Genomic DNA, 21500 nt, shown 5'->3' on the forward strand with positions numbered 1-21500 from the left:
ACAAGAAGGTGAACTTTTTATTTATTTCAAACGCTTTTCTAATTCTGCTTTTTTCTCTTCAAAACCAGGTTTTCCAAGAAGAGCAAACATATTTACTTTATATGCTTCTACTCCAGGCTGATCGAACGGATTTACTCCTAGTAAATAGCCGCTGATTGCGCATGCTTTTTCGAAGAAGTATACAACATATCCAAACGTATACTCATCTAACGCCGGAATGTTTACAACTAAGTTTGGAACGCCTCCGTCTGTGTGAGCAAGCATTGTACCTTGGAACGCTTTTTTATTTACAAAGTCAACTGTTTCCCCAGCTAAGTAATTTAGTCCATCTAAGTCCGCTGCATCTTCTTCAATTGTTAGCTCATGACGAGAATCTTGAACTTGTACAATTGTTTCAAAAATATCACGACGACCTTCTTGTACATATTGACCTAAAGAATGAAGATCCGTTGAGAAGTTAGCAGATGAAGGGTAAATACCTTTTTGGTCTTTTCCTTCACTTTCACCAAATAACTGTTTCCACCACTCAGCAAAGTATTGAAGAGCTGGCTCATAGTTAATCAGCATTTCAATTGTTTTTCCTTTATTATAAAGAACATTACGAGCTACAGCATATTGATAAGCTGCGTTTTCTTCTAGCTCTGATGATGAAAATGCTTCTTGAGCATCAGCTGCCCCTTTCATCATTTGTTCGATATCAAGACCTGCAGCGGCAATTGGCAATAAGCCAACTGCTGTTAATACTGAATAACGGCCGCCTACATCATCTGGAATAACAAATGTTTCATAGCCTTCTTCGTCCGCTAATGTTTTTAATGCGCCGCGCGCTTTATCTGTTGTTGCATAAATACGCTTGCGTGCTTCTTCTTTGCCGTATTTCTCTTCTAATAATTTACGGAAGATACGGAAAGCAATCGCCGGTTCTGTTGTTGTACCAGATTTTGAAATAACATTAATAGAGAAATCTTTATCTTGTAAAACATCCATTAAGTCTTTCATGTATGTTGAGCTGATGTTGTTACCAGCAAAAATAACTTGCGGAGTTTTACGCTGTTCTTTTGATAATGTGTTATAGAATGAATGCTGAAGCATCTCAATAGCAGCACGAGCACCTAAGTAAGATCCTCCAATACCAATAACAATTAATACATCTGAATCAGATTTAATTTTTTCTGCACTTTTTTGAATGCGTGCAAATTCTTCTTTGTCATACTCCGTAGGAAGGTCTACCCATCCTAAAAAGTCGTTCCCAGCACCTGTTTTTTCATGAATTGAATGGTGAGCTACTTTCACGGCATCACGTAAGTATGTAAGTTCATGTTCACCAAAAAATGATAACGCGTTTGAATAATCAAAACGAACATGTGTCATAGTCTGTTCCTCCATTAAAATATCTTTATTTTCCACTTTATCGAAACTGTTAGCTGAATTCAAGTGAATCCACTTACAATTTGACACAATCATTATAGTTTGTTGAAACTGCAATCATTGTATGTACCCTTTTATTTAACGATAAATTCAGTTATGAAGTCAACTAATGTTCTTTGATTACAGAACGTAATTCATGCACGATGACGCAAATAATAAGCAAATAAAAAACGACTAAAGAGTGGCCTTCAATCGTTTTTTATTTGCTTACCGGATGGTGCAATATAGTTCATTTCACCTATCTTTACATATTGTCTCGGTTTATAAGAGGCTTTTAACAGGGAAGAGTCTATTGATCTGGAATTTTCAGCTTCACTTTTAGAAGTGATTAGCATCCCGTTTTCTTCTTTCATTTCCAAGTGATTATTCAGTACAAATCCACTCATACATAGTGCGGTAAAAATGAGAAAACTGATGGCTATTTGTTTCCTATACATTTCCATCACCTCACTCTTAGAGTGACAATTTCGCATGATTTTTATACGTCGAAAAAAATTTTTTTATGTTTTTTTTATGGATTTTGTGACGAGTTTCTATTTATTTAATAAGCCTTGAAAATTCTGCTGATACTAAGAATTAGCATGGATGCATGCATAATTAAATTATTATATAATCGGTTACAGAATTGAATATCACAAGGAGGTTTGTCTTTTGTCGTGGTTGCACTTGGTGATTTTATCGCCTTTTTTATTAGCCTTTTTTGTCCCGCTTCTGTATAAGAAATTCCAGCGTATTCATACAGGGTGGTTCGTTTTACCTCTTCCACTTGTGTTGTTCATTTATTTCACACAATATATCAGTGGTGTTTCTAAGGGGGAAACATATCTACATTCAATGAAATGGATACCTAGTCTGGGCATTAACTTTGATGCTTATGTGGATGGACTCGGTCTTCTATTTTCTCTGTTAATCACCGGAATTGGGACACTTGTTATTCTTTACTCCATTTATTATCTTTCTAAGACAAAAGAAGCGCTGCATTCGTTTTATGTCTATTTGCTTCTTTTTATGGGATCTATGCTAGGAGTTGTATTATCAGACAATTTAATGAGTCTTTACAGCTTTTGGGAATTAACAAGCCTTTCATCTTTTTTATTGATTGGTTATTGGTACAAACGAGAGAAATCTCAATACGGAGCCTTAAAATCTATGCTCATTACCGTATTCGGAGGACTTTCCCTATTAGCAGGAATTGTGCTTTTATACGTCATGACAGGTACTTTCAGCATACGCGAAATTATCTCAAACGTAGATGTGGTCACATCAAGTCATCTATTTATTCCAGCTCTAGTCCTCATTTTATTAGGGGCCTTTACAAAATCTGCTCAGTTTCCTTTTCATATTTGGCTGCCAGATGCAATGGAAGCTCCAACCCCAGTGAGTGCATACCTTCATTCAGCTACAATGGTAAAAGCGGGAATTTATCTTTTAGCAAGACTCAGCCCTGTTTTTGCTATAAGCGCCACTTGGTTTTTTGTTATTTCAATCACAGGACTAATTACACTGTTTTGGGGCTCGTTTTCAGCAGTAAAGCAACAAGACTTGAAAGGGATTTTAGCTTTTTCAACAATTAGTCAGCTTGGGATGATTATGTCACTTATAGGAGTAGGTAGCGCAGCTATTCACTATGATTTTTTAGACGATAATATCTACTTAGTGGCTCTTACTGCAGCGGTTTTCCATTTGATTAACCACGCTACCTTCAAAGGCAGCTTGTTTATGGTAGTAGGCATTGTCGATCATGAAACAGGCACGCGTGACATTAGAAAGTTAGGCGGGTTAATGAGCTTCATGCCTGTGACATTTACCATTGCTATCATCGGGGGATTTTCAATGGCAGGTCTCCCTCCCTTTAACGGATTTTTAAGTAAAGAGATGTTTTTTACAGGCATGGTAAACGTGACAAAAATGGATATGTATAGCATGCAGACGTGGGGAATTTTGCTGCCTATCATCGCTTGGGTGGGAAGTATTTTCACTTTCGTCTATAGTATGATTCTTGTCTTTAAAACCTTTACAGGCAAATACCAGCCCGAAAAGTTGGAGAAGAAGCCGCATGAAGCACCAGTAGGCATGCTTATTTCACCTGTTATTTTAGCATCGCTGGTTGTTATTTTTGGCTTTGCTCCTAATTTATTAGAATCAACCCTTATTGAGCCAACAATGGCCTCTATCGCACCTAGCCTGCTAGCTGAAGGTAAAGAATATCAAGTGCATATTAAATTTTGGCACGGCTTTACGCCAGAATTATTTATGACGCTAGGGGTCATCACATTTGGTGTTTTGTTATTTATGACGCTTCAAAAGTGGTCAAAAATTTATACACGATTTCCTTCTTCTTTAACGCTTAACAACGGATATAATTATGGCATTAAAGGGATGGAAAAAGGCTCAACACGTATCATGAAAACATTAATGACAGGATTTATTAGAGACTATCTTTTAATTATTTTTACTTTCATAGGCATTTTAATTCTCGTAACGCTCTTTTCTCAGAATGCCTTTGCGATTGATCTAAAAGATACTGCTTCTATCGGCGTTTATGAAGCCATACTAGCAGTTGTAATGGTTGCGGCTACTATTACAACTTTATTGGCAAAATCACGCCTCACAGCCATTATTTCGCTGGGAGTTGTCGGGTATACGCTTTCTTTATTTTTCGTATTATTCCGTGCTCCTGACTTAGCTTTGACTCAATTAGTTATTGAAACTGTATCAGTATCACTGTTTTTACTATGTTTCTACTACTTGCCGGAGTTTCGGAAGCGAAAAGTAAGGGTGAAGTTTCAACTGCCAAACTTACTGGTTGCCCTTCTTGTAGGAACGACCGTTACATTGCTTGGCATATCAGCAAACAGTACAAAACTATTTGAATCGATTTCACATTACTTTATTGAAAACAGTTATGAAAAAGCAGGCGGCGAAAACATGGTGAATGTGATTCTTGTTGACTTCCGCGGATTTGATACATTATTTGAAATTACCGTACTTTGTATAGCAGCTCTTGCTATCTATGGCATGATTCGTCTTCGGTTAACAAAGGAGGAAGAAGAGTGAAAAAAAATGATTTGATACTACAAACCACAACGAAAGTAGTCACATTCATTATTATCATTTTTGCCATTCATCTTTTCTTTGCAGGTCATTATACACCTGGAGGAGGGTTTGTTGGGGGACTTACTACCTCAGCTGCCCTTGTATTACTACTGCTGGCTTTCGATATAAAAACCGTATCGAAAGTCATCCCATTTGATTATAAGAAGGTTGCGGCTTCCGGCCTACTGCTAGCTATTTTAACCGGGCTGGGATCATTTATTTTCAAAGTTCCCTTTCTCACTCACACGTACAGCTACTTTAACCTTCCCCTTCTCGGGAAAACATCTTTAGCTACCGTTGTACTGTTTGATTTAGGCGTATATCTAGTAGTTGTTGGTGTTACGATGACCATTATTCAAACGATTGGAGAGAGTGAATAGTGGAAATATTAATGTCCATAGTGGCAGGGATTCTATTCACTGCCGCTGTATATCTCATGTTATCCCGCAGTTTACTGCGAATTATTATTGGAACAGGCTTATTAAGCCACGGTGTTCACCTGTTGATTTTAACGATGGGCGGATTAAAAGGGGGGAGTGTTCCCCTTCTGGGAGAAAAGGCTTCTTCTTATACAGATCCTTTACCTCAAGCACTAATTTTAACTGCCATTGTCATAAGCTTTGGCGTCACTTCTTTTTTCCTTGTACTAGCTTACAGGGCTTATCAAGAACTCGGAACAGACGATATGGACAAGTTAAGGGGAAATGAACATGACGAGTAATTTTGTAATTATCCCACTGCTTATCCCGTTTGTTGTAGGTGTTGTGCTCATTTTTTTCAAAGACAATATTAAACTTCAAAGGATAATCAGTGTTTTATCATTAATCACCACCACTGCTTTTGCTGCATATTTAGTACAGTTGGTTCAATCAAAAGGTGTTTTAACTCACGAGCTTGGGAACTGGAAACCTCCTTTTGGAATTATTCTAGTAGCGGACATGTTCGCGACCCTTCTCGTACTTACTGCTAGTGTGGTAACACTATGCTGCGTTCTTTTTGCCTTTCAAACAATTGGGGAAAAGCGTGAACGCTTTTACTTTTATTCATTTGTACAATTTTTATTAGTAGGCGTATTCGGTGCCTTCTTAACAGGTGATATCTTTAACTTATTTGTCTTTTTTGAAGTCATGCTTATGTCTTCGTACGCTCTTATTGTAATTGGCGGTACAAAAGCACAGCTTCGAGAGTCTCTTAAGTATATTTTAGTCAATGTCATTTCATCCGCTTTGTTTGTCATTGCCGTTGCTTATTTATATGCCGTAACAGGAACTCTCAACATGGCGGACCTTTCACAGCGAATTGCTGAGGCGAACCAGCCGGGGATTTTAACAACCATTGGCATGCTTTTATTTATCGTCTTTGCCTTAAAAGCAGCTTTATTTCCAATGTATTTCTGGCTTCCAGGTTCATATAGTGCGCCTCCACCCGTGATCATCGGGTTGTTTGGTGCTTTGCTCACAAAAGTAGGCGTTTATTCGATTTTCAGGACTTTCACTTTACTGTTTTACCATCATCCTGAATTCACTCATCAAATTATCGGCTACGTTGCGCTTTTGACTATCGTTGTTGGTGCAGTAGGCGCCATTGCTTATTCGGATGTGAATAAAATTTTAATTTATAACATTATTATTGCTGTCGGAGTCATTGTCTACGGTGTAACTTTAACAACAAAAGCAGGTTTTGAAGGAGCCATTTATTATTTAATTCACGACATGATTATTAAAGCAGCTCTCTTCCTTCTTGCTGGAAGCATCATTCGAATAACTGGAACAACAAAATTAAAGAAAATGGGTGGGTTAATTAAAGACTATCCGCTGCTTGGCTGGATGTTTTTTATCGCTACTATTTCGTTGGCAGGAATTCCTCCCCTAAGCGGCTTTATTGGAAAATTCCTTTTAGTTCAGGGCGGCTTAGAATCAGAGAGCTACACGTTTGTAGGAGTTTTACTAGTTTCAAGCCTGCTTGTTTTATATTCTGCCATTAAGATTTTCATGAGCTGCTTCTGGGGTGAACCTAAGCTTTCTTCTGAGCATGAAAAAGTATCCCTTAAAGGTATTCTATACCCATCCGCTATCTTACTTGCTGTTTCTGTCTTTTTAGGACTAGGTGCAGAAGCTGTTATTCCTTATGTGTCAACAGCCGCTCAAACGCTTATGGATCCTTCAATTTATATCCAATCGGTGTTAAAGGAGTAGATCTGCATGTCATTTCAACTATTATTAAACGTAATCATTGCATTCACATGGATGTTTTTGAGAGGGATTTGGACACTCCCTTCCTTTATTATAGGTTTTTTCTGGGGAGCGGTACTGCTGTTTGTTTTCCGCCGTTTTTTTCACAGGCGTTTTTACTTGCATAAAGTGTGTGCGATTATTAAGCTGCTGTTTATTTTCATACGAGAATTATTCAAAGCCAATATTGCAGTTACTAAAGACGTATTGCGCCCTAAATTAAATATTCAGCCAGCCATCTTTGCAATGCCAACCCGTCTGGAGAGTGAATGGGAAATTACCATTCTTTCTCTTTTAATTACGCTAACGCCAGGCACACTAGTGATGGATGTGTCAGATGATAATTCTACTATCTATATTCATGCAATCAATACAGACGATATTGATGACATTATTACAGATATTCAGCAAACATTCGAAAAAGCTATTATGGAGGTGAGTCGTTAAATGCTCGATATTTTTTTAAACGTTTCGCTCATTCTCATTTCTGCTTCAACTATTGGGTTTGTTTATCGAGTGGTAAAAGGTCCGTCAACTGCTGATCGAGCAATGGCCCTTGATGCTATCGGAATTAACATCATTGCTATCACGGCCATCATCTCGATTATTTTTCGAACCCAGGCTTTTTTCGAAGTCATTTTACTGCTAGGTATCATAGCCTTTGTAGGTACCGTTGCTTTTTCTAAGTTTTTAGAGAAAGGAGAAGTGATTGAATATGAACGTGATCAGTGAAATCATTGTAGGAGCTTTGGTACTAATAGGGTCTCTTCTGACAGTTGTGACTATGATTGGGCTTATTCGCTTGCCTGATACGTATACAAGAAGCCACGCTGCCTCCAAAAGTGCTACCTTAGGCGTCCTGTTTATATTAGTGGGCTGCTTACTCTACTTTTGGATTGACACTGGCCATATTAGTGCACGGTTAATTTTAGCGATTGTCTTTGTGTTTATCACCTCTCCTATTGCTGGGCATTTACTAGGAAGAGCGGCTTATTACAGCGGAGTTCCTCTTTCTGATAAAACCGTTCGGGATGATTTGAAAACCAAACAGCAGAAAAAGCTTACCCATCATGAATAGAAAAAAACGCCGTGCGGTTTGCACGGCGTTTTTTATCGAGAATCTTATAAAGAAGCGCGTAGGATTGCTAGTACATCTTCTTTGTTTAATTTTTTAAATTTACCAAATTCACCTTTAGCCATCGCACGATCAGCCATAAGATCTAATTTGTCTTCACCAATATCATAATCAGCTAAGCGAGTTGGTGCACCTAGGCTTGACCAGAATTCGCGAAGCTTATCAACACCTTCAAGTGCTACTTCTTTATCCGTCTTGCCTTCCGTATCTACGTTAAATACGCGTACAGCTACTTGCTTGAAGCGATCTACATTCTCATCCATTACGTGTTTCATCCAGTTCGGGAATAAAATTGCGAGTCCACCCGCATGTGGAATGTCATATACAGCTGATACCGCATGCTCAATATTGTGAGTAGCCCAATCGCCTTGGTGTCCCATTTGTAACATACCGTTTAATGCGATGGTACCATTGTATAAAATCGTTTCACGTAACTCGTAGTTCTCTAAGTCGTTTAATAATTTTGGTCCCGTTTCAATAACCGTTTGCAGTACTCCTTCACACATGCGATCTTGAAGCGGCGTATTTGTTGCAGCATGGAAATATTGTTCAAATACGTGGCTCATCATGTCAACCATGCCATAAACTGTTTGATTTTTTGGTACAGTAAATGTATTAACTGGATCTAAAATAGAGAATTGAGGGAATGTTGCCGGACTGCCCCAGCCGTATTTTTCTTGTGTTTCCCAATTTGTAATAACAGAACCAGCATTCATTTCTGAACCTGTTGCTGCTAATGTCAGCACTGTTCCAAATGGAAGAGCTTCAGCTGCGAATGCGTCGCGGTTAATGATGTCCCATACGTCTCCATCATATTTTGCGCCTGCTGCGATTGCTTTTGTACAATCGATTACGCTTCCTCCACCAACTGCAAGTAAAAATTCAATACCGTTTTCTTTACAAATATCGATTCCTTTGCGAACAGTTGTCAGACGAGGATTCGGCTCTACTCCCGCTAACTCATGTACTTCTGCATTCATATCATTCAGTACATCCATTACTTGATCGTATAAACCGCTGCGTTTTACGCTTCCTCCGCCGTATACTAATAATATCTTTTTACCAAAGCGACTTGCTTCTGTTTTTAATTGCTCTAATTGACCTTTACCAAAAATTAATTTTGTAGGATTATAAAATGTAAAATTGTTCACTATAAACTCCTCCTTACGAGCTTGATTACATGCATCATTATGAAGAACAACTTTTTGATTGTAAAGAAAATTGACTTCCTAAAGATTATTCCCTGTTGACTAGACGCTCACCCCATCCAAATCAACGTTTATTTGTCTGTATCTTCCAAAAGTAAATATGCATATTTCCCTCGAAAAAAAGCAGGCTAATAAGTGAACTACAAAACAAGGAGGGTTCATCATGAGTGGTATTCAACGTATTGCGCTCGTATTAACGATTATTGGAGCAATTAACTGGGGACTTATTGGCTTTTTTCAATTTGATTTAGTAGCAGCAATCTTCGGCGGTCAAACATCTGCTTTCTCCCGCATTATTTATGGATTGGTTGGAATCGCAGGACTGATTAACCTAGGTCTATTATTTAAACCTTCTGCTGAAGTAGAGCGTACAGAACCTAGAACGGAACATTAAAAAAAGAAGGATAGCTAAGCTATCCTTCTTTTTTTCTTATTTCTTAATTAGATCTTCGCGGTTTGATTGCTCAATCCACTCTTCTAATTTTTCTTTTAATGTGTTGAATCCTTGAGTAGATTCAGTGTGAACTGTTGCTTGACCTTGACGCTTTTTAGCAGGTTTTTTAGGTGCAGAAGCTTCAGTTTTTTCTGGAGCTGGCTCAGTCGCACGAATAGATAAACCAATTTTACCAGTTGACTCATCAACAGATAAAACTTTAACGTTTACTTCGTCTCCTACTGATAAATGTTCGTTAATATCTTTAACGAAGCCATGTTTCACTTCTGAGATATGAACTAATCCTTGAGTTTCTTCATTTAATGCAACGAATGCACCGTATGGTTGAATTCCTGTTACTTTACCTTTTGTAACAGTACCGATTTCAAATTTTGACATATAAACACTCCTAGATACCTTATTATTTTCACCATTATAGCCAATTTAAAATTATAGCACAGTTCATAGATTGAATCAAAAAGTAGTTATACTATATTTATTATTTACCAATTTCGTCACAAATATAAACTAACACTACATTTCATCATAGCAAAAAAGATATTATATCAAACCGCCTATACGATATGACATAATATCTTATTTTTATTATAACTTATTTTCAACAAAACGGCTAATCCGTTTTATGGATTCTTCTAATGATTCCATTGAAGAAGCGTATGAACAGCGAATATGTCCCTCTCCGCCTTTTCCAAATACATTGCCCGGCACCACGGCTACTCGCTCTTCAAGCAAAAGCTGCTCAGCGAATTCTTCCGATGACAATCCAGTTTTCTTGATAGACGGGAACACATAAAACGCTCCTCCGGGAGAATGGCATTCCAGACCAATTTGATTTAATGACTTCACCATATAGTTCCGTCTTCTGCGATAGCTTTTTCTCATCTCTTCTACGTCATGCTGCCCATTTTGTAGTGCTTCAATTGCTCCATATTGTGCCATGGTAGGCGCACACATCATTGTATACTGATGAATTTTCAGCATTGCTTTAGCAATCTCAGTTGGTGCACATATGTACCCAAGACGCCATCCAGTCATGGCAAATCCTTTAGAAAAGCCAGAAATAATAATGGTTCGTTCTTTCATTCCTTCTAAAGAAGCAATAGATGTAAATTCTTCATCATATGTTAATTCTGCATATATTTCATCCGTGATAACAAGCAAGTCATGCTTGATCACAATATCTGCAATAGCCTGCAGCTCTTCTTTAGATAGTGAGCTTCCTGTTGGATTATTAGGAGAGCATAAAAGAAGAGCTTTCGTGTTGCTTGTAATGACTTCTTCAATCTGTCTAGGCTGCAGCTTAAACTCTGTTTCTGCCGTTGTTTCAATTGCCACAGGAACTCCTCCTGCTAGCGAAATTAACGGGCTGTAAGACACAAAGTTTGGCTCCACGACAATAATCTCATCTTCAGGGTTAATCAAAGCCCTCATTGTAATGTCTAAAGCCTGACTTCCTCCAACGGTCACAATAATATCATCTTTATAATCATACGAGACGTTAAAGTTTCTTTTCATATACTTCATAATTTCAAAGCGGAGCTCTAAAAGCCCCGCATTTGCTGTATAAGAGGTATATCCTCTTTCCAACGATAAAATACTCGCTTCTCGAACAGCCCAAGATGTGACAAAATCAGGTTCACCTACTCCAAGAGAAATAACGTTATCCATACTTGCTGCTAAATCAAAAAAGCGGCGAATACCTGAAGGTTTCAGCTGTTGTACAGTTGTTGACAAGCGCTCTTTCATTACGGAGACACCACGATTCTGCGATCTTCATCGCCTTGGTCGTAGATGGTACCATCGTGCTTGTATTTTTTCATGATAAAGTGAGTCGTTGTAGATAAAACAGAGTCTAGCGTAGAAAGCTTTTCAGAAACAAAAAATGCTACTTCAGACATTGATTTTTCTTCAATAATAACAGACAAATCATATGCTCCTGACATTAGGTACACGGATTTCACTTCTTGAAAACGATAGATGCGCTCCGCAATCTCATCAAAGCCTACTCCTCGCTTTGGTGCAACTTTTACATCTATCATAGCCGTGACGCCCTCATGTCCATCTACTCGTCTCCAGTTAATATCAGCTGAATATTGCACAATTACTTTTTCTCTCTCTAGCTTTTTAACAATATTAGAGGTTTCTTCAAACGTTAAATCCACCATTTTTGAAATACTATCTATCGAAATACGGCTATTTTTTTCTAGAATTTCTAAAATTTCTAACTCTTTCTCTTCTAAGAACACCGCGTTCCCCTCCTACACCGATTAAATTTTTTCACTTTTTCCATTATATCAAATTTAAACACATCTTTAATGTGAAATCTATACCGTTAATTGAGTTTCATTTTATAGATTGCTGGAAATTAGGACAGACTAGAAAAAAAAGATGGAGTGAACCAAATTGACTGAATCTAAAATTACTTGCCACCAGCGTACTTTTAATGGAGTCAATGTGTACTACGAATGCCATAACTATCACCCTGATAAACCAGCTATTGTATTTATTCACGGCTTTTTATCATCCAGTTTTAGCTTTCGGCGTTTAATTCCTTTATTTGAAGACACGTTTTCTATCATTACGCTGGACCTTCCGCCATTTGGGCGAAGTGAAAAATCGTTAACCTTTCATTACTCGTATAAAAACTTAGCCAGAATTGTGATCGAGTTAATTGAATATTTAAAATTAAAGGATGTTGTACTATCGGGACACTCAATGGGGGGACAAGTTTGTTTAAACGTAGCCAAGTTAAAGCCTTCTTGCGTATCAAAACTAGTTCTTCTGTGCAGCTCAGCTTATTTAGGACCCTCACACTATGGGTTGGTCATGTCTTCTTATGTTCCTTTCTTTTATCTGTGGGTAAAAACGTGGCTGTCTCGCAAAGGTGTATTAGGTAACTTGCAAAATGTCGTATTTGATCATAAGTTAATCGACGAAGAAATGATTGATGGCTATACTGAACCATTTTTGGATGACCGTACGTTTATGGCTTTAACAAGAATGATTCGTGATCGAGAAGGAGACCTATCCTCAAAGGATTTGCAGCACATAAAAAAACCCAGTTTACTCATTTGGGGAGAAGAAGACCGGGTTGTTCCTTTGCATCTCGGACGTAAGTTAAAAGATGATTTAACAGACTCTACCTTTATCTCTTTAAAGGAAATTGGACACCTTTTACCAGAAGAATGTCCCGACATTGTGCAGTCTCATATGGTCGATTTCTTGTACGGTGAAAAAGCCCTGTCTCAATAATGACGGGGCGAGTTCGTATATTGCACACGAGGCGCTAACTTTAATAAAAAATTTATTAGTGGTGCATCAGCAATTTTTTCACTTTCTTTATTGACTTTACAAGTTAACTTCGTTGACAAACGTATTAAAAATAAGCAAACTATTATATTAAAAAAGGGGGTACTTTTATTGTCTACTTATTCTTTTGATCAATTAATTAACCGTACAGGTACGCAGTCCGTAAAGTGGGACAAAACTGATCTTGTTTTTGGAGCAAAAGATGTTCTGCCTTTTTGGGTAGCTGATATGGATTTCCAAGCGCCGCCTAATGTTCTTCAAACCATTAATGAGCGTGTCAAACACGGTATTTTCGGCTACACTTCCCCTACTGAATCTACGGCAAATGCTTTGTCATCTTGGGTAGAAAAAAAGCATCAGTGGACCATTGATCATGAATGGATTACATACAGTCCAGGAGTTGTATTTGCCCTGAGTATGGCTATTCAAGCATTTACGGAACCCGGAGATTCAATTTTAATTCAGCCTCCAGTCTATACTCCATTTTTTAACATGATAAAGGTAAATGATCGAGAAGTTGTTGAAAATCCATTAAAACTTGCAGGCGATAAATACGAAATTGATTTTGCAGATTTAGAGCAAAAATTTGCAGAAGGCGTAAAATTAATGATTCTTTGCAGCCCTCATAATCCAGTAGGACGCGTGTGGACAAAAGAAGAACTGAAGAAGCTTGCCGATCTTTGTGAAAAATACAATGTATTAATTGTTTCAGATGAAATCCATTCTGATCTAATTTACCAGCCTTATAAACACATTCCCATTAGCATGGTGAGTGAAGATGCAGCCAATCGAACCATTACGTGTATGGCCCCTAGCAAAACATTTAATATACCGGGACTTCAAGCTTCAGCTATTATTATTCCAAACGAGAAACTGCGCACACAGTATGTTCAACAACAGCAAAAACAAGGGTTTTCTAATTTAAACACATTCGGAATAATTGGGTTAGAGGCGGCTTACAGTGAAGGTGAGGAGTGGCTAGAAGCACTGCTTGTGTATCTAAAGAAAAATGTAGATCTAGTGACGCGTTTTATAAGTGAAAACTTGCCTGAACTGCGAGTGGTTCAGCCTGAAGGAACTTATTTACTATGGATTGACTGCAACAAGCTGCACTTATCAGAAGAAGAATTACATGAACGCTTATTAGAAAAAGGTAAAATTGCCGTAGAAAAAGGCGAAAAATACAGTTCCACATATGGAAAAGGTTTTATCCGCTTGAACATTGGCTGTTCACATGAACAGCTTCAAGAAGGATTAAATCGCTTAAAAGTAGCTTTAACGTAAAAAACAGCGTTCTTTCTCACGAAAGAACGCTGTTTTTAATGTTTTTTTGAAATAACTCCGCAGGCGATTCGCTTGCCAGAATTACCTGATGGCTCTGTCATTCCGTCATCACCTTGTTCGGTAATAACAAGGGATGAACCATCCATACGCTTAACGAGCGATGTCTTTCCTTCTTTTAACGTGACTTGAGGAACCATATCTGTTCCTGTATACGTTTGATCGTCTTCTACCACAATATTTTTCATATCGCCTAAATGCGGTCCTTTTGGATTTAACAGTCCGTGTTTCTTTTTATCAGGATCAAGGTGATTGCCCGCACTTTTAAAGTTAGGAGCTTTGCAAATTCCCATTTCATGAATATGTACGCCGTGTTCGCCAGGTGGAAGTCCGCTTAAATTGTACGTAAACTCAATTCCATCGGCCTGTTCTTTCAACTTGACTGTACCGATGCTATCTCCATCTGCGTTATAGACTTTGACTTCTTTATTGGATATTTCTTTTTCCATACACCCCGTTAACAAGAAAAAAGGCACGGTTCCAATGAGTAGTAGTTTTTTCATGTTGCCCTCCAATCGCATATGCACTAGCGAAAGTTTTAGATGTCTTTCCATAGATTGTCCAGCAACATATTATTTTAAACGCTTACATTTTATTTGCATTTCATTACAGTGATTTCTTATTATCCTGTTCTTTTAGCTTTGCTTCTAACTCCTTCGTTTTTTCTTCTTCTTTTTTCGAAATCTTAATGATTAAACGCCATACTGCAACTGCTGCTAGTACAAAAATCGCCATAGTAGCAAAAGCAGGAATATATTCTGTTTTATCTTCCGGAAAATAGAGCAAAAACATTAAATACATCATGTACAACATCCTTTCATAGAAACGGTAGTGGGTTTTGATTTATACTGTTTATAACAAACACTTTACTTAAAGGAGATCTGGCAATATGACATTTACAATTGGTCAAACCGTTACGGCACTTTATAAAACCGGGAAATATATCGGTGAAATTACACAAGTTCGAGATCTGCATTATGTTGTACGAATTCAAGCTGTGTTGAAGCATCCAGAACAAGGTGACTTACATAATCCTGGACAAGTGGACGTACCTTTTTTTCACGAGCGAAAAGCACTTGCGTTTCGAGAGCAGGCCAACATTCCTCAAAAAATGGTTCATCTCTATGAAGACAGCGTTCCTGATTATAAAGATTCACTAGAAAAAGCCCTTGAATTAAAGATAGCTGAACAACAAGGCAAAGATGGCGCTTTTGCTCAAGCAAGTATTGCCTGTTTAGAAGAGTTAAAAAAAGAGTACGGTATTCATTAAGCAAAAAGCCAAATTCACATAGAAGTGATTTGGCTTTTATAATGCAAATTTATTTAATACTTTTGAGAAATCGATTCGATCTCCTATGGTCGTTGGCTCCGGCTTTTGAAGGTACCTCTTATCTTTTTCTACAAGCTTAAAGATGTTGAGTGTCGTCATCGCATCATCAAGCGCGCAGTGGTGCTTTCCGGTTCCTTCTTTACCATACTCTTGCACAGCTTTCCAAAGGCCGGTTTGATTTTGATCTCCAAAAAAGCGTTTATACTCCATCGAAAGATCAATTTCTTTACCTGTAAAAGGAAACGGCACCTTATTTTTTTGACAGCACTGCCTTAATACTTTCATATCCATGTTCCCCCACGTAATAATCGTGCTGTTTTTATACATGCCCAGTCGCTGTACAAGCTGCTCTAGCGTGATTCCTTCATTTACTTGATTTTGTTCGATATGGAGAAATGATTTACAGCGCTCAGTCAATTTTGTAAAGTGTGTAGGCTGTACGTAAGAGGAGAAACGATCAATGATTTCTTGATTTTTAACAAACACCAAACCAACTTCAATGATTTCCGGAAAAAAGCCTTTTGGAAAACCTTTATACTCTGGCATTGTAAATTCAAAATCAATGAATAAATACTGAGAGTTCTTATCCAATATTATCACCCCTTTGTAAAATAAACCGCCCTACTATATTAATGCTATTATAGCACGATTGAACAATCGGAAGGTCTATTTTCTGTTCTTATTTTTAATATTATGAATATTCTAGTTGCTGAATAAAAAGAATACTTTACTACTACTATATTCTAGAGCATGTCTCTATGCGCAGGGTAACTGTCACGAATAGACATAATTTCGCTTCTTTTTTTTACCTATTTTTTCACTTTTTTATGTATCCGCTCTTCCAAATTCTCTTTAAGCTCTCACATCAGTGTGTGAGGTGGCTCTTTCTGACTCCAAAAGCATACCTCACACCTTTTAGACTAAGCCTTTCTTATATTTAAGCTTTAGGCAGAATAGCAAGCGTGCAACGGGATATACAGATTAAATTCTCTTCTTCATCTTGAATTTTCACTTCCCAAACCGCTGTTTTTTTTCCTTTATGTAAAGGAACGCCTATAGCTGTAACGATTCCGTCTTTTTTCCCTTTGATATGATTGGCATTGATTTCTAAACCTACACAGATTTCTTTTTCAATATCTACACTTTTAATAGCACCTAGACTAGCCACAGTTTCGGCTAAAGCCACCGATGCTCCTCCGTGTAAAAGCCCGAATGGCTGACGCGTTCGCTCATCAACAGGCATCGTCGCTTCCACTCTTTGTTCACTTGCGCTAATAATCTCAATTCCTATTGCTTCTAACAGCGTATCTTTTGTTTTCATATCCATACCTCCCTTTGTATCTAGTATACAATAACGGTTTTGCTACAACATATACGAACCCTCTACATATACATAATAAAAATCCGTTTTTTAGGAGGATTCTTATATGAAACCATTTGCTCCCTTGTCTTACTATTGGCCATCGTACTACATGCCTCACCCTTATACATACAGGGTACCTAACTTACCTGAGGCGGACATCGCGACATTTCAGCAATCTCTTAAAGTTATTCCCTCTACCATGCAAAGCGCTACTATCTTTATTCAAAGAGCTAATGCTTCGCCAAATTTAATAAAAAAAATAAAAGCTGCTGCTCAAGAATCCAAAATGAATGAAGTAAAAAAACTCATTCTTTCCACTGGTGTTAAGACCAAAATCGATGTTTTTTATACACCAGACTATATTAAAATTACGTTTATTCATCCCGATAACCAATTTGACTGCTGTCACGTATCGTTAAATATTAAATGGTAAAATACAAGGAAAAAAGTCTTATTTTCTTCAAAAAAAGATGTACATGTTGTTTTGTTTCGAATATTATAATACATGCCATTTTTGGATGTAAAAACAAATTACACGATAATTGTATTTAGAATATAAATATGATATTGTATTTGGAAATATATTTTTTCTTTAGGAGGGATGACATGATGAGACATGTTACGCTAGTAGAAATTTTCACGCATCCTATCGCTCAAAAATATTTAACTCGCTCTGGCGTTGCGCATGCTGTATCCGTCGCCTATCATGCGTTTCGTCTATCTGTACAGCATAATGTAAATCCTGATTTAGCTACAAAAGCAGCGTTGCTTCATGATATTGGCCACTACGAATGGTACACAAATGGTCAGTGGGATTATGAGAAGTATCGCCAAAATGATATTCACGCTATTAAAGGTGCTGAACGTGCACATAAATTACTCATTCGTTTAGGTGAGGAACCTCAGGCGGCAAAAGAAATTGCCTTAGCTATTTTACTACACACAGACTCATATTTGCCTGAAGGAACCATTCAACAACGCCCTCTTCAAAAAGTAGTCAAACTTGCTGATGAAGCTGATGAAGAGCCAGGCGGCAAACATCATTACCGTGAAATGGAATATAATCTGGCTGTAAAGAAAATTAAGGAGCTTGATAAGAAAGTGCTTGAACTTCTACATTCCAACCAATTTAAACAGTTAGGCTGACAGGATTAACTCCTTTCATAAGAGTTAATCCTTTTTATTATTTCTCCTCATAATTCCCTGCAAATTACTTATACTACTTATTGATTCTCATTTTTGGTTAGTTAGGAGGAAGAAGAATGTCTAAAAACGCTAGAGGTTACGTGCAAGATTCTTGCACATCATTAAATCAGGCAAAAGCAAGCCTTGAACAAGCTCTTCAAACAGTAGAGAAAGATTCAAATCGTGAACGTATTGAACAATCTCTTCAGGCTGTAGAGCAAGCATTAGGAGCTTGTGACAGCACTGCTTCTACTCTTTCTCAAGCATGAAAAAAAGCAGCCGGTTTTGATCGGCTGCTTTCTTTCATTATAGGCCCTCTATTTACAAGATAACTGAGGCAATCCACCCAAAAATAATGAGTGGGATGTTATAGTGAAGAAAAGTTGGTACACACGTATCCCAAATATGATCATGTTGACGATCGACTGCTAATCCAGATGTTGGTCCAAGCGTACTGTCTGAAGCTGGTGAACCAGCGTCTCCAAGGGCTCCCGCTGTACCAACAATACAAATCGTTGCCATTGGGCTCATACCAAGTTCTAAGCAAAGAGGAACAAAAATCGTCGCGATAATTGGAATGGTAGAGAAAGAAGAACCAATGCCCATTGTGACTAAAAGCCCGATGACAAGCATAAGAAATGCACCGAGCATTTGGTTTCCACCAATAAGAGCAACAGAACCTTTTACAAGCGCTTCTACATCTCCAGTTTCTTGAAGAACTTTTGCAAAACCAGAGGCTGACAGCATAACAAATCCGATGAAAGCCATCATTCTCATTCCGTTCGTTAATACTGGATCTGCTTCGTTCCACTTCAAAGCCCCGCTGAAGTAAACGACAACAATCCCTGCAAGCGCTCCGAAAATCATAGAATCTACTAAGAGCTGCACAGTTAAAGCCGCTACAATCGCAAGTAAAGCTACTATAATTCCTCTTGTTGTGTAACCTGTACGCTCCTCTGCGCCTTGATCAATGTCAATGTCTTCATAACTGCGCGGCTTGCGGTACGAAATAAACACAGCAAACAATAAGCCCGCTACCATTCCTAAAGCTGGAAGAGCCATCGCCGCGGTAATATCTCCTTTATTAATTGTTAATCCACTTTCTTTGATGTTAGTAAATAAAATGTCGTGATAAATCTTACCGAATCCTGCCGGCAAATACATATAAGGTGTAACCAGTCCAAATGTAATCACTGTTGCGACTAATCGACGATCGATTTTCAACTGATTAAATACTTTTAATAGAGGTGGAATTAAAAGCGGAATAAATGCAATGTGAACCGGAATAACGTTTTGAGAAAAACATGAAATAATAAGGATGATCAACAAAATTAGTACTTTTGACAGTGACTTCTTTTTCGTTTCTCCTTCTTTCCCTACTATTTTTAACGCTAGCTGAACAACGGCATCAGGCAGCCCTGTCCGCGAAACAGCCATTGCAAATCCTCCAAGCAAAGCATAGCTTAATGCAACAGAAGCACTGTTTCCAAGACCATCTGTGTATATACTTACTGTATCTGTGAGGCTGATACCGCCAACAAGTCCTCCAACTAGCGCTCCGACTGCTAAAGAAAAGACAACGTTGATACGCAATAAGCTCAAAATCAGCATCACGAGCACAGCTATTAATACTGCATTCATTTTGAAACCTCCATTTTCTTTTTTACTTTATCTCATTAAAACATTAGAGAGATAAACAACATGTTCATTATATTAGGTATAGAAAAAAAGTCAATCATCTTACTAAATAAACGTTTGTTTAACTTCTATCCAACCTTAACAATATAAGGATTTTTCTAAATAATTTTTTCTTCCTAAAAAGAAAAAAACATTATGTAAACATATTAAAAAAGAAGCATCATCGATGCTTCTTTTTACGTTTCTTTCTATCCCTATTATATTTTTTCATTAATTGGGTTCAAATGAACAAACCATTGCAGCTAGTGTTCGGACCATCACGCCTGTTGCACCTGAAGGTCCTAACTCATGAGAAGCAGCAGATGTGGCAGTTCCAGCAATATCCAAGTGCACCCATGGTGTTTGTTCTGCAAACTCACCAATAAAGGTTCCTGCCATAATGGCGTGCCCCTCCCGTCCAGGAGAATTATTTAAATCTGCTACCTTACTTCCCCGAACACGCTTTTTGTCTCGTTCTGTAATAGGCAGCTCCCAAATCGGTTCGCCTGTCTCAATGCTCGCTTTCGCTACTTGCTGCAATAAAGCAGAATCATTTGTCATTGCCCCAGTTGTATGTGTACCAAGAGCTACGATTACGCCACCAGTTAACGTCGCCACGTCTACTAAATAGTTTGCTCCGTGGTGTTTGGCATAGGAGATACCGTCAGCTAACGCTAAACGCCCTTCAGCATCTGTATTCAGTACTTCTATTGTCTTTCCATTCATGGCTGTAATTACGTCATCTGGCTTAAAAGCACGCGCGCTAATAACGTTGTCAGTTGATGGAATGACAGCTACTACGTTTTGATGAGGTTTTAATTCTCCAATCGCTTCCATTGCACCAAGAACAGATGCAGCTCCGCCCATATCTGTTTTCATACCTACAATCCCGTCTTTAGATTTAATAGAGTAACCACCTGTGTCAAAGGTAATCCCTTTTCCTACCAACCCAATAACGTCTTCCCATTTTTCTTTTCCTTGATATTTGAGGACAATCATTTTAGGAGGCTCTGCGGAACCTTGATTGACTGCGAGCAACGCGCCCATTCCCAATGTTTCCATCTCTTCTTTTTCTAAAATTTCATATTCAAAACCATATGTATGTGCCATTTCTACTGCATAATTAGCTAAATCTGTAGCCGTTAGCATATTGCTTGGTAAGTTAACAAGGGTGCGCGCTGAGTTTGTTGCTTTTCCATACGTATATCCAACCAAAGCAGATTGTACAACGTCTTTATAAAAAGAAAACAGTTCAATTTTTTCAAGCTGCTTGTCAGGTTCGTTTGATTTCTTTTTGTAGTTTTCAAACTCGTACATAGCAAGCTGTTGAGCTTCTCCTAATAAAGCTGCAGTTTCTTGCTCTGACCACGCTCCTGTATCAAATGTAGAAAAGGCGACCGATGCGTTTGAAATCTTCGCTTCTTTTAACTTTTTAAATAACAGCCCAAAGCTCTCTTTGAGCCCATTTTTCGTTAGCGCTTGCTTTCGTCCGAGTCCCACAAAATAAAGACGTTTTGCTCCTAATTTACCTAGTGTATGAATCGTTGATATACGTTTTTCTTGTACACGTATATCCCCTTCTTTAATCAAATGAATGAGCTGTCCACCTAAAGCTTCATCAATTTCTTTTAGAAGGCCTTCAAACTGTTGATTTTGATTAAATAAACCGATTACGAGCGCTTCTGTTTGGTGATCAACACCAAATGTTTCTACATGCGAAAACATAAAATTCCTCCCTTTTAC

General features: G+C 38.0%; 26 protein-coding genes. 14 read left to right on the plus strand and 12 right to left on the minus strand.

What is annotated here, in order from left to right; all coding sequences use genetic code 11:
• Nucleotides 1–21: 21 nt before the first annotated feature.
• Complete coding sequence (locus U9R83_RS24625) at nucleotides 22–1371, minus strand: glucose-6-phosphate isomerase (protein WP_028412606.1); 1350 nt, start codon at nucleotides 1369–1371, stop codon at nucleotides 22–24.
• Nucleotides 1372–1616: 245 nt separating this feature from the next.
• Nucleotides 1617–1865: a hypothetical protein gene (locus U9R83_RS24630; RefSeq protein ID WP_328575446.1), complete on the minus strand. Its 249-nt coding sequence runs from the start codon at nucleotides 1863–1865 to the stop codon at nucleotides 1617–1619.
• 214 nt (nucleotides 1866–2079) lie between these two features.
• Between U9R83_RS24630 and U9R83_RS24635 the strand changes: the two genes are divergently transcribed.
• From U9R83_RS24635 to mnhG, 7 genes are read left to right on the plus strand one after another with little or no spacing between them, the layout of a single operon-like run.
• The gene (locus U9R83_RS24635; RefSeq protein ID WP_328575447.1) at nucleotides 2080–4485 is read left to right on the plus strand and encodes a Na+/H+ antiporter subunit A; all 2406 of its coding nucleotides are present in this window, start codon (nucleotides 2080–2082) and stop codon (nucleotides 4483–4485) included.
• Nucleotides 4482–4904 carry a Na(+)/H(+) antiporter subunit B gene (locus tag U9R83_RS24640; RefSeq protein WP_013085301.1) on the plus strand — a complete coding sequence of 141 codons (423 nt, stop codon included), beginning with the start codon at nucleotides 4482–4484 and terminating at the stop codon, nucleotides 4902–4904. Before U9R83_RS24635 ends, U9R83_RS24640 begins: the two co-directional genes overlap by 4 nt.
• On the plus strand, nucleotides 4904–5245 hold the full coding sequence (locus U9R83_RS24645; protein WP_013059592.1) for a Na(+)/H(+) antiporter subunit C: 342 nt from the start codon (nucleotides 4904–4906) through the stop codon (nucleotides 5243–5245). Before U9R83_RS24640 ends, U9R83_RS24645 begins: the two co-directional genes overlap by 1 nt.
• Entirely contained in the window at nucleotides 5235–6719 is a 1485-nt protein-coding gene (locus U9R83_RS24650; protein ID WP_042991838.1) for a Na+/H+ antiporter subunit D, read from the plus strand. Before U9R83_RS24645 ends, U9R83_RS24650 begins: the two co-directional genes overlap by 11 nt.
• A 6-nt stretch (nucleotides 6720–6725) precedes the next feature.
• Nucleotides 6726–7202 carry a Na+/H+ antiporter subunit E gene (locus U9R83_RS24655; protein ID WP_042991837.1) on the plus strand — a complete coding sequence of 159 codons (477 nt, stop codon included), beginning with the start codon at nucleotides 6726–6728 and terminating at the stop codon, nucleotides 7200–7202.
• The gene (locus U9R83_RS24660; RefSeq protein WP_013059595.1) at nucleotides 7203–7487 is read left to right on the plus strand and encodes a Na(+)/H(+) antiporter subunit F1; all 285 of its coding nucleotides are present in this window, start codon (nucleotides 7203–7205) and stop codon (nucleotides 7485–7487) included.
• On the plus strand, nucleotides 7471–7833 hold the full coding sequence (mnhG, locus tag U9R83_RS24665) for a monovalent cation/H(+) antiporter subunit G (RefSeq protein WP_013085304.1): 363 nt from the start codon (nucleotides 7471–7473) through the stop codon (nucleotides 7831–7833). The genes U9R83_RS24660 and mnhG overlap by 17 nt, the downstream gene beginning before the upstream one ends.
• A gap of 44 nt (nucleotides 7834–7877) precedes the next feature.
• Here the strand turns inward: mnhG and U9R83_RS24670 are convergent, their stop codons facing one another.
• Nucleotides 7878–9041: an iron-containing alcohol dehydrogenase gene (locus U9R83_RS24670; RefSeq protein WP_042991836.1), complete on the minus strand. Its 1164-nt coding sequence runs from the start codon at nucleotides 9039–9041 to the stop codon at nucleotides 7878–7880.
• A gap of 220 nt (nucleotides 9042–9261) precedes the next feature.
• Between U9R83_RS24670 and U9R83_RS24675 the strand changes: the two genes are divergently transcribed.
• Nucleotides 9262–9492 carry a DUF378 domain-containing protein gene (locus U9R83_RS24675; protein WP_013059598.1) on the plus strand — a complete coding sequence of 77 codons (231 nt, stop codon included), beginning with the start codon at nucleotides 9262–9264 and terminating at the stop codon, nucleotides 9490–9492.
• Nucleotides 9493–9528: 36 nt separating this feature from the next.
• Here the strand turns inward: U9R83_RS24675 and yugI are convergent, their stop codons facing one another.
• From yugI to U9R83_RS24690, 3 genes are all read right to left on the minus strand, one after another.
• Entirely contained in the window at nucleotides 9529–9930 is a 402-nt protein-coding gene (gene yugI, locus U9R83_RS24680) for a S1 domain-containing post-transcriptional regulator GSP13 (protein ID WP_013059599.1), read from the minus strand.
• Nucleotides 9931–10137: 207 nt separating this feature from the next.
• On the minus strand, nucleotides 10138–11298 hold the full coding sequence (locus tag U9R83_RS24685) for an aminotransferase (RefSeq protein WP_013059600.1): 1161 nt from the start codon (nucleotides 11296–11298) through the stop codon (nucleotides 10138–10140).
• The gene (locus tag U9R83_RS24690) at nucleotides 11298–11798 is read right to left on the minus strand and encodes an Lrp/AsnC family transcriptional regulator (protein WP_013059601.1); all 501 of its coding nucleotides are present in this window, start codon (nucleotides 11796–11798) and stop codon (nucleotides 11298–11300) included. Before U9R83_RS24690 ends, U9R83_RS24685 begins: the two co-directional genes overlap by 1 nt.
• A 157-nt stretch (nucleotides 11799–11955) precedes the next feature.
• On the opposite strand from U9R83_RS24690, the gene U9R83_RS24695 reads away from it, so the two are divergent.
• Both U9R83_RS24695 and U9R83_RS24700 read left to right on the plus strand, forming a co-directional pair.
• The gene (locus U9R83_RS24695; protein ID WP_209367992.1) at nucleotides 11956–12804 is read left to right on the plus strand and encodes an alpha/beta fold hydrolase; all 849 of its coding nucleotides are present in this window, start codon (nucleotides 11956–11958) and stop codon (nucleotides 12802–12804) included.
• 168 nt (nucleotides 12805–12972) lie between these two features.
• The gene (locus U9R83_RS24700) at nucleotides 12973–14145 is read left to right on the plus strand and encodes a MalY/PatB family protein (RefSeq protein ID WP_013059603.1); all 1173 of its coding nucleotides are present in this window, start codon (nucleotides 12973–12975) and stop codon (nucleotides 14143–14145) included.
• A gap of 35 nt (nucleotides 14146–14180) precedes the next feature.
• Here U9R83_RS24700 and U9R83_RS24705 read toward each other — a convergent pair whose 3' ends face one another.
• Complete coding sequence (locus tag U9R83_RS24705; protein ID WP_013059604.1) at nucleotides 14181–14705, minus strand: superoxide dismutase family protein; 525 nt, start codon at nucleotides 14703–14705, stop codon at nucleotides 14181–14183.
• Between the two features lie 103 nt (nucleotides 14706–14808).
• On the minus strand, nucleotides 14809–15006 hold the full coding sequence (locus U9R83_RS24710; RefSeq protein ID WP_014457916.1) for a hypothetical protein: 198 nt from the start codon (nucleotides 15004–15006) through the stop codon (nucleotides 14809–14811).
• Between the two features lie 85 nt (nucleotides 15007–15091).
• On the opposite strand from U9R83_RS24710, the gene U9R83_RS24715 reads away from it, so the two are divergent.
• Nucleotides 15092–15472 carry a kinase-associated lipoprotein B gene (locus U9R83_RS24715; RefSeq protein WP_014457915.1) on the plus strand — a complete coding sequence of 127 codons (381 nt, stop codon included), beginning with the start codon at nucleotides 15092–15094 and terminating at the stop codon, nucleotides 15470–15472.
• 36 nt (nucleotides 15473–15508) lie between these two features.
• Here the strand turns inward: U9R83_RS24715 and kapD are convergent, their stop codons facing one another.
• Both kapD and U9R83_RS24725 read right to left on the minus strand, forming a co-directional pair.
• Nucleotides 15509–16123 carry a 3'-5' exonuclease KapD gene (kapD, locus tag U9R83_RS24720; protein ID WP_013085312.1) on the minus strand — a complete coding sequence of 205 codons (615 nt, stop codon included), beginning with the start codon at nucleotides 16121–16123 and terminating at the stop codon, nucleotides 15509–15511.
• Between the two features lie 346 nt (nucleotides 16124–16469).
• Nucleotides 16470–16853 (minus strand): hotdog fold thioesterase, encoded by a 384-nt coding sequence (locus tag U9R83_RS24725; RefSeq protein WP_328575448.1) that lies wholly within the window; start codon nucleotides 16851–16853, stop codon nucleotides 16470–16472.
• A 106-nt stretch (nucleotides 16854–16959) separates the two neighbouring features.
• Here U9R83_RS24725 and U9R83_RS24730 point away from each other — a divergent pair, with 106 nt between their 5' ends.
• From U9R83_RS24730 to U9R83_RS24740, 3 genes are all read left to right on the plus strand, one after another.
• Complete coding sequence (locus U9R83_RS24730) at nucleotides 16960–17328, plus strand: hypothetical protein (protein ID WP_014457913.1); 369 nt, start codon at nucleotides 16960–16962, stop codon at nucleotides 17326–17328.
• A 176-nt stretch (nucleotides 17329–17504) separates the two neighbouring features.
• Nucleotides 17505–18041 (plus strand): HD domain-containing protein, encoded by a 537-nt coding sequence (locus tag U9R83_RS24735; RefSeq protein ID WP_013059610.1) that lies wholly within the window; start codon nucleotides 17505–17507, stop codon nucleotides 18039–18041.
• Nucleotides 18042–18157: 116 nt separating this feature from the next.
• Entirely contained in the window at nucleotides 18158–18349 is a 192-nt protein-coding gene (locus U9R83_RS24740; protein WP_013059611.1) for a hypothetical protein, read from the plus strand.
• Between the two features lie 52 nt (nucleotides 18350–18401).
• Here the strand turns inward: U9R83_RS24740 and U9R83_RS24745 are convergent, their stop codons facing one another.
• Together U9R83_RS24745 and U9R83_RS24750 are read right to left on the minus strand one after the other, a co-directional pair.
• Complete coding sequence (locus tag U9R83_RS24745; protein ID WP_116736965.1) at nucleotides 18402–19721, minus strand: Na+/H+ antiporter family protein; 1320 nt, start codon at nucleotides 19719–19721, stop codon at nucleotides 18402–18404.
• A gap of 267 nt (nucleotides 19722–19988) precedes the next feature.
• Entirely contained in the window at nucleotides 19989–21482 is a 1494-nt protein-coding gene (locus tag U9R83_RS24750) for a leucyl aminopeptidase (RefSeq protein ID WP_014457911.1), read from the minus strand.
• Between the last annotated feature and the right edge of the window lie 18 nt (nucleotides 21483–21500).

The organism is Priestia sp. LL-8, assembly GCF_036227845.1.
In the GTDB taxonomy this organism is placed as follows: domain Bacteria; phylum Bacillota; class Bacilli; order Bacillales; family Bacillaceae_H; genus Priestia; species Priestia zanthoxyli.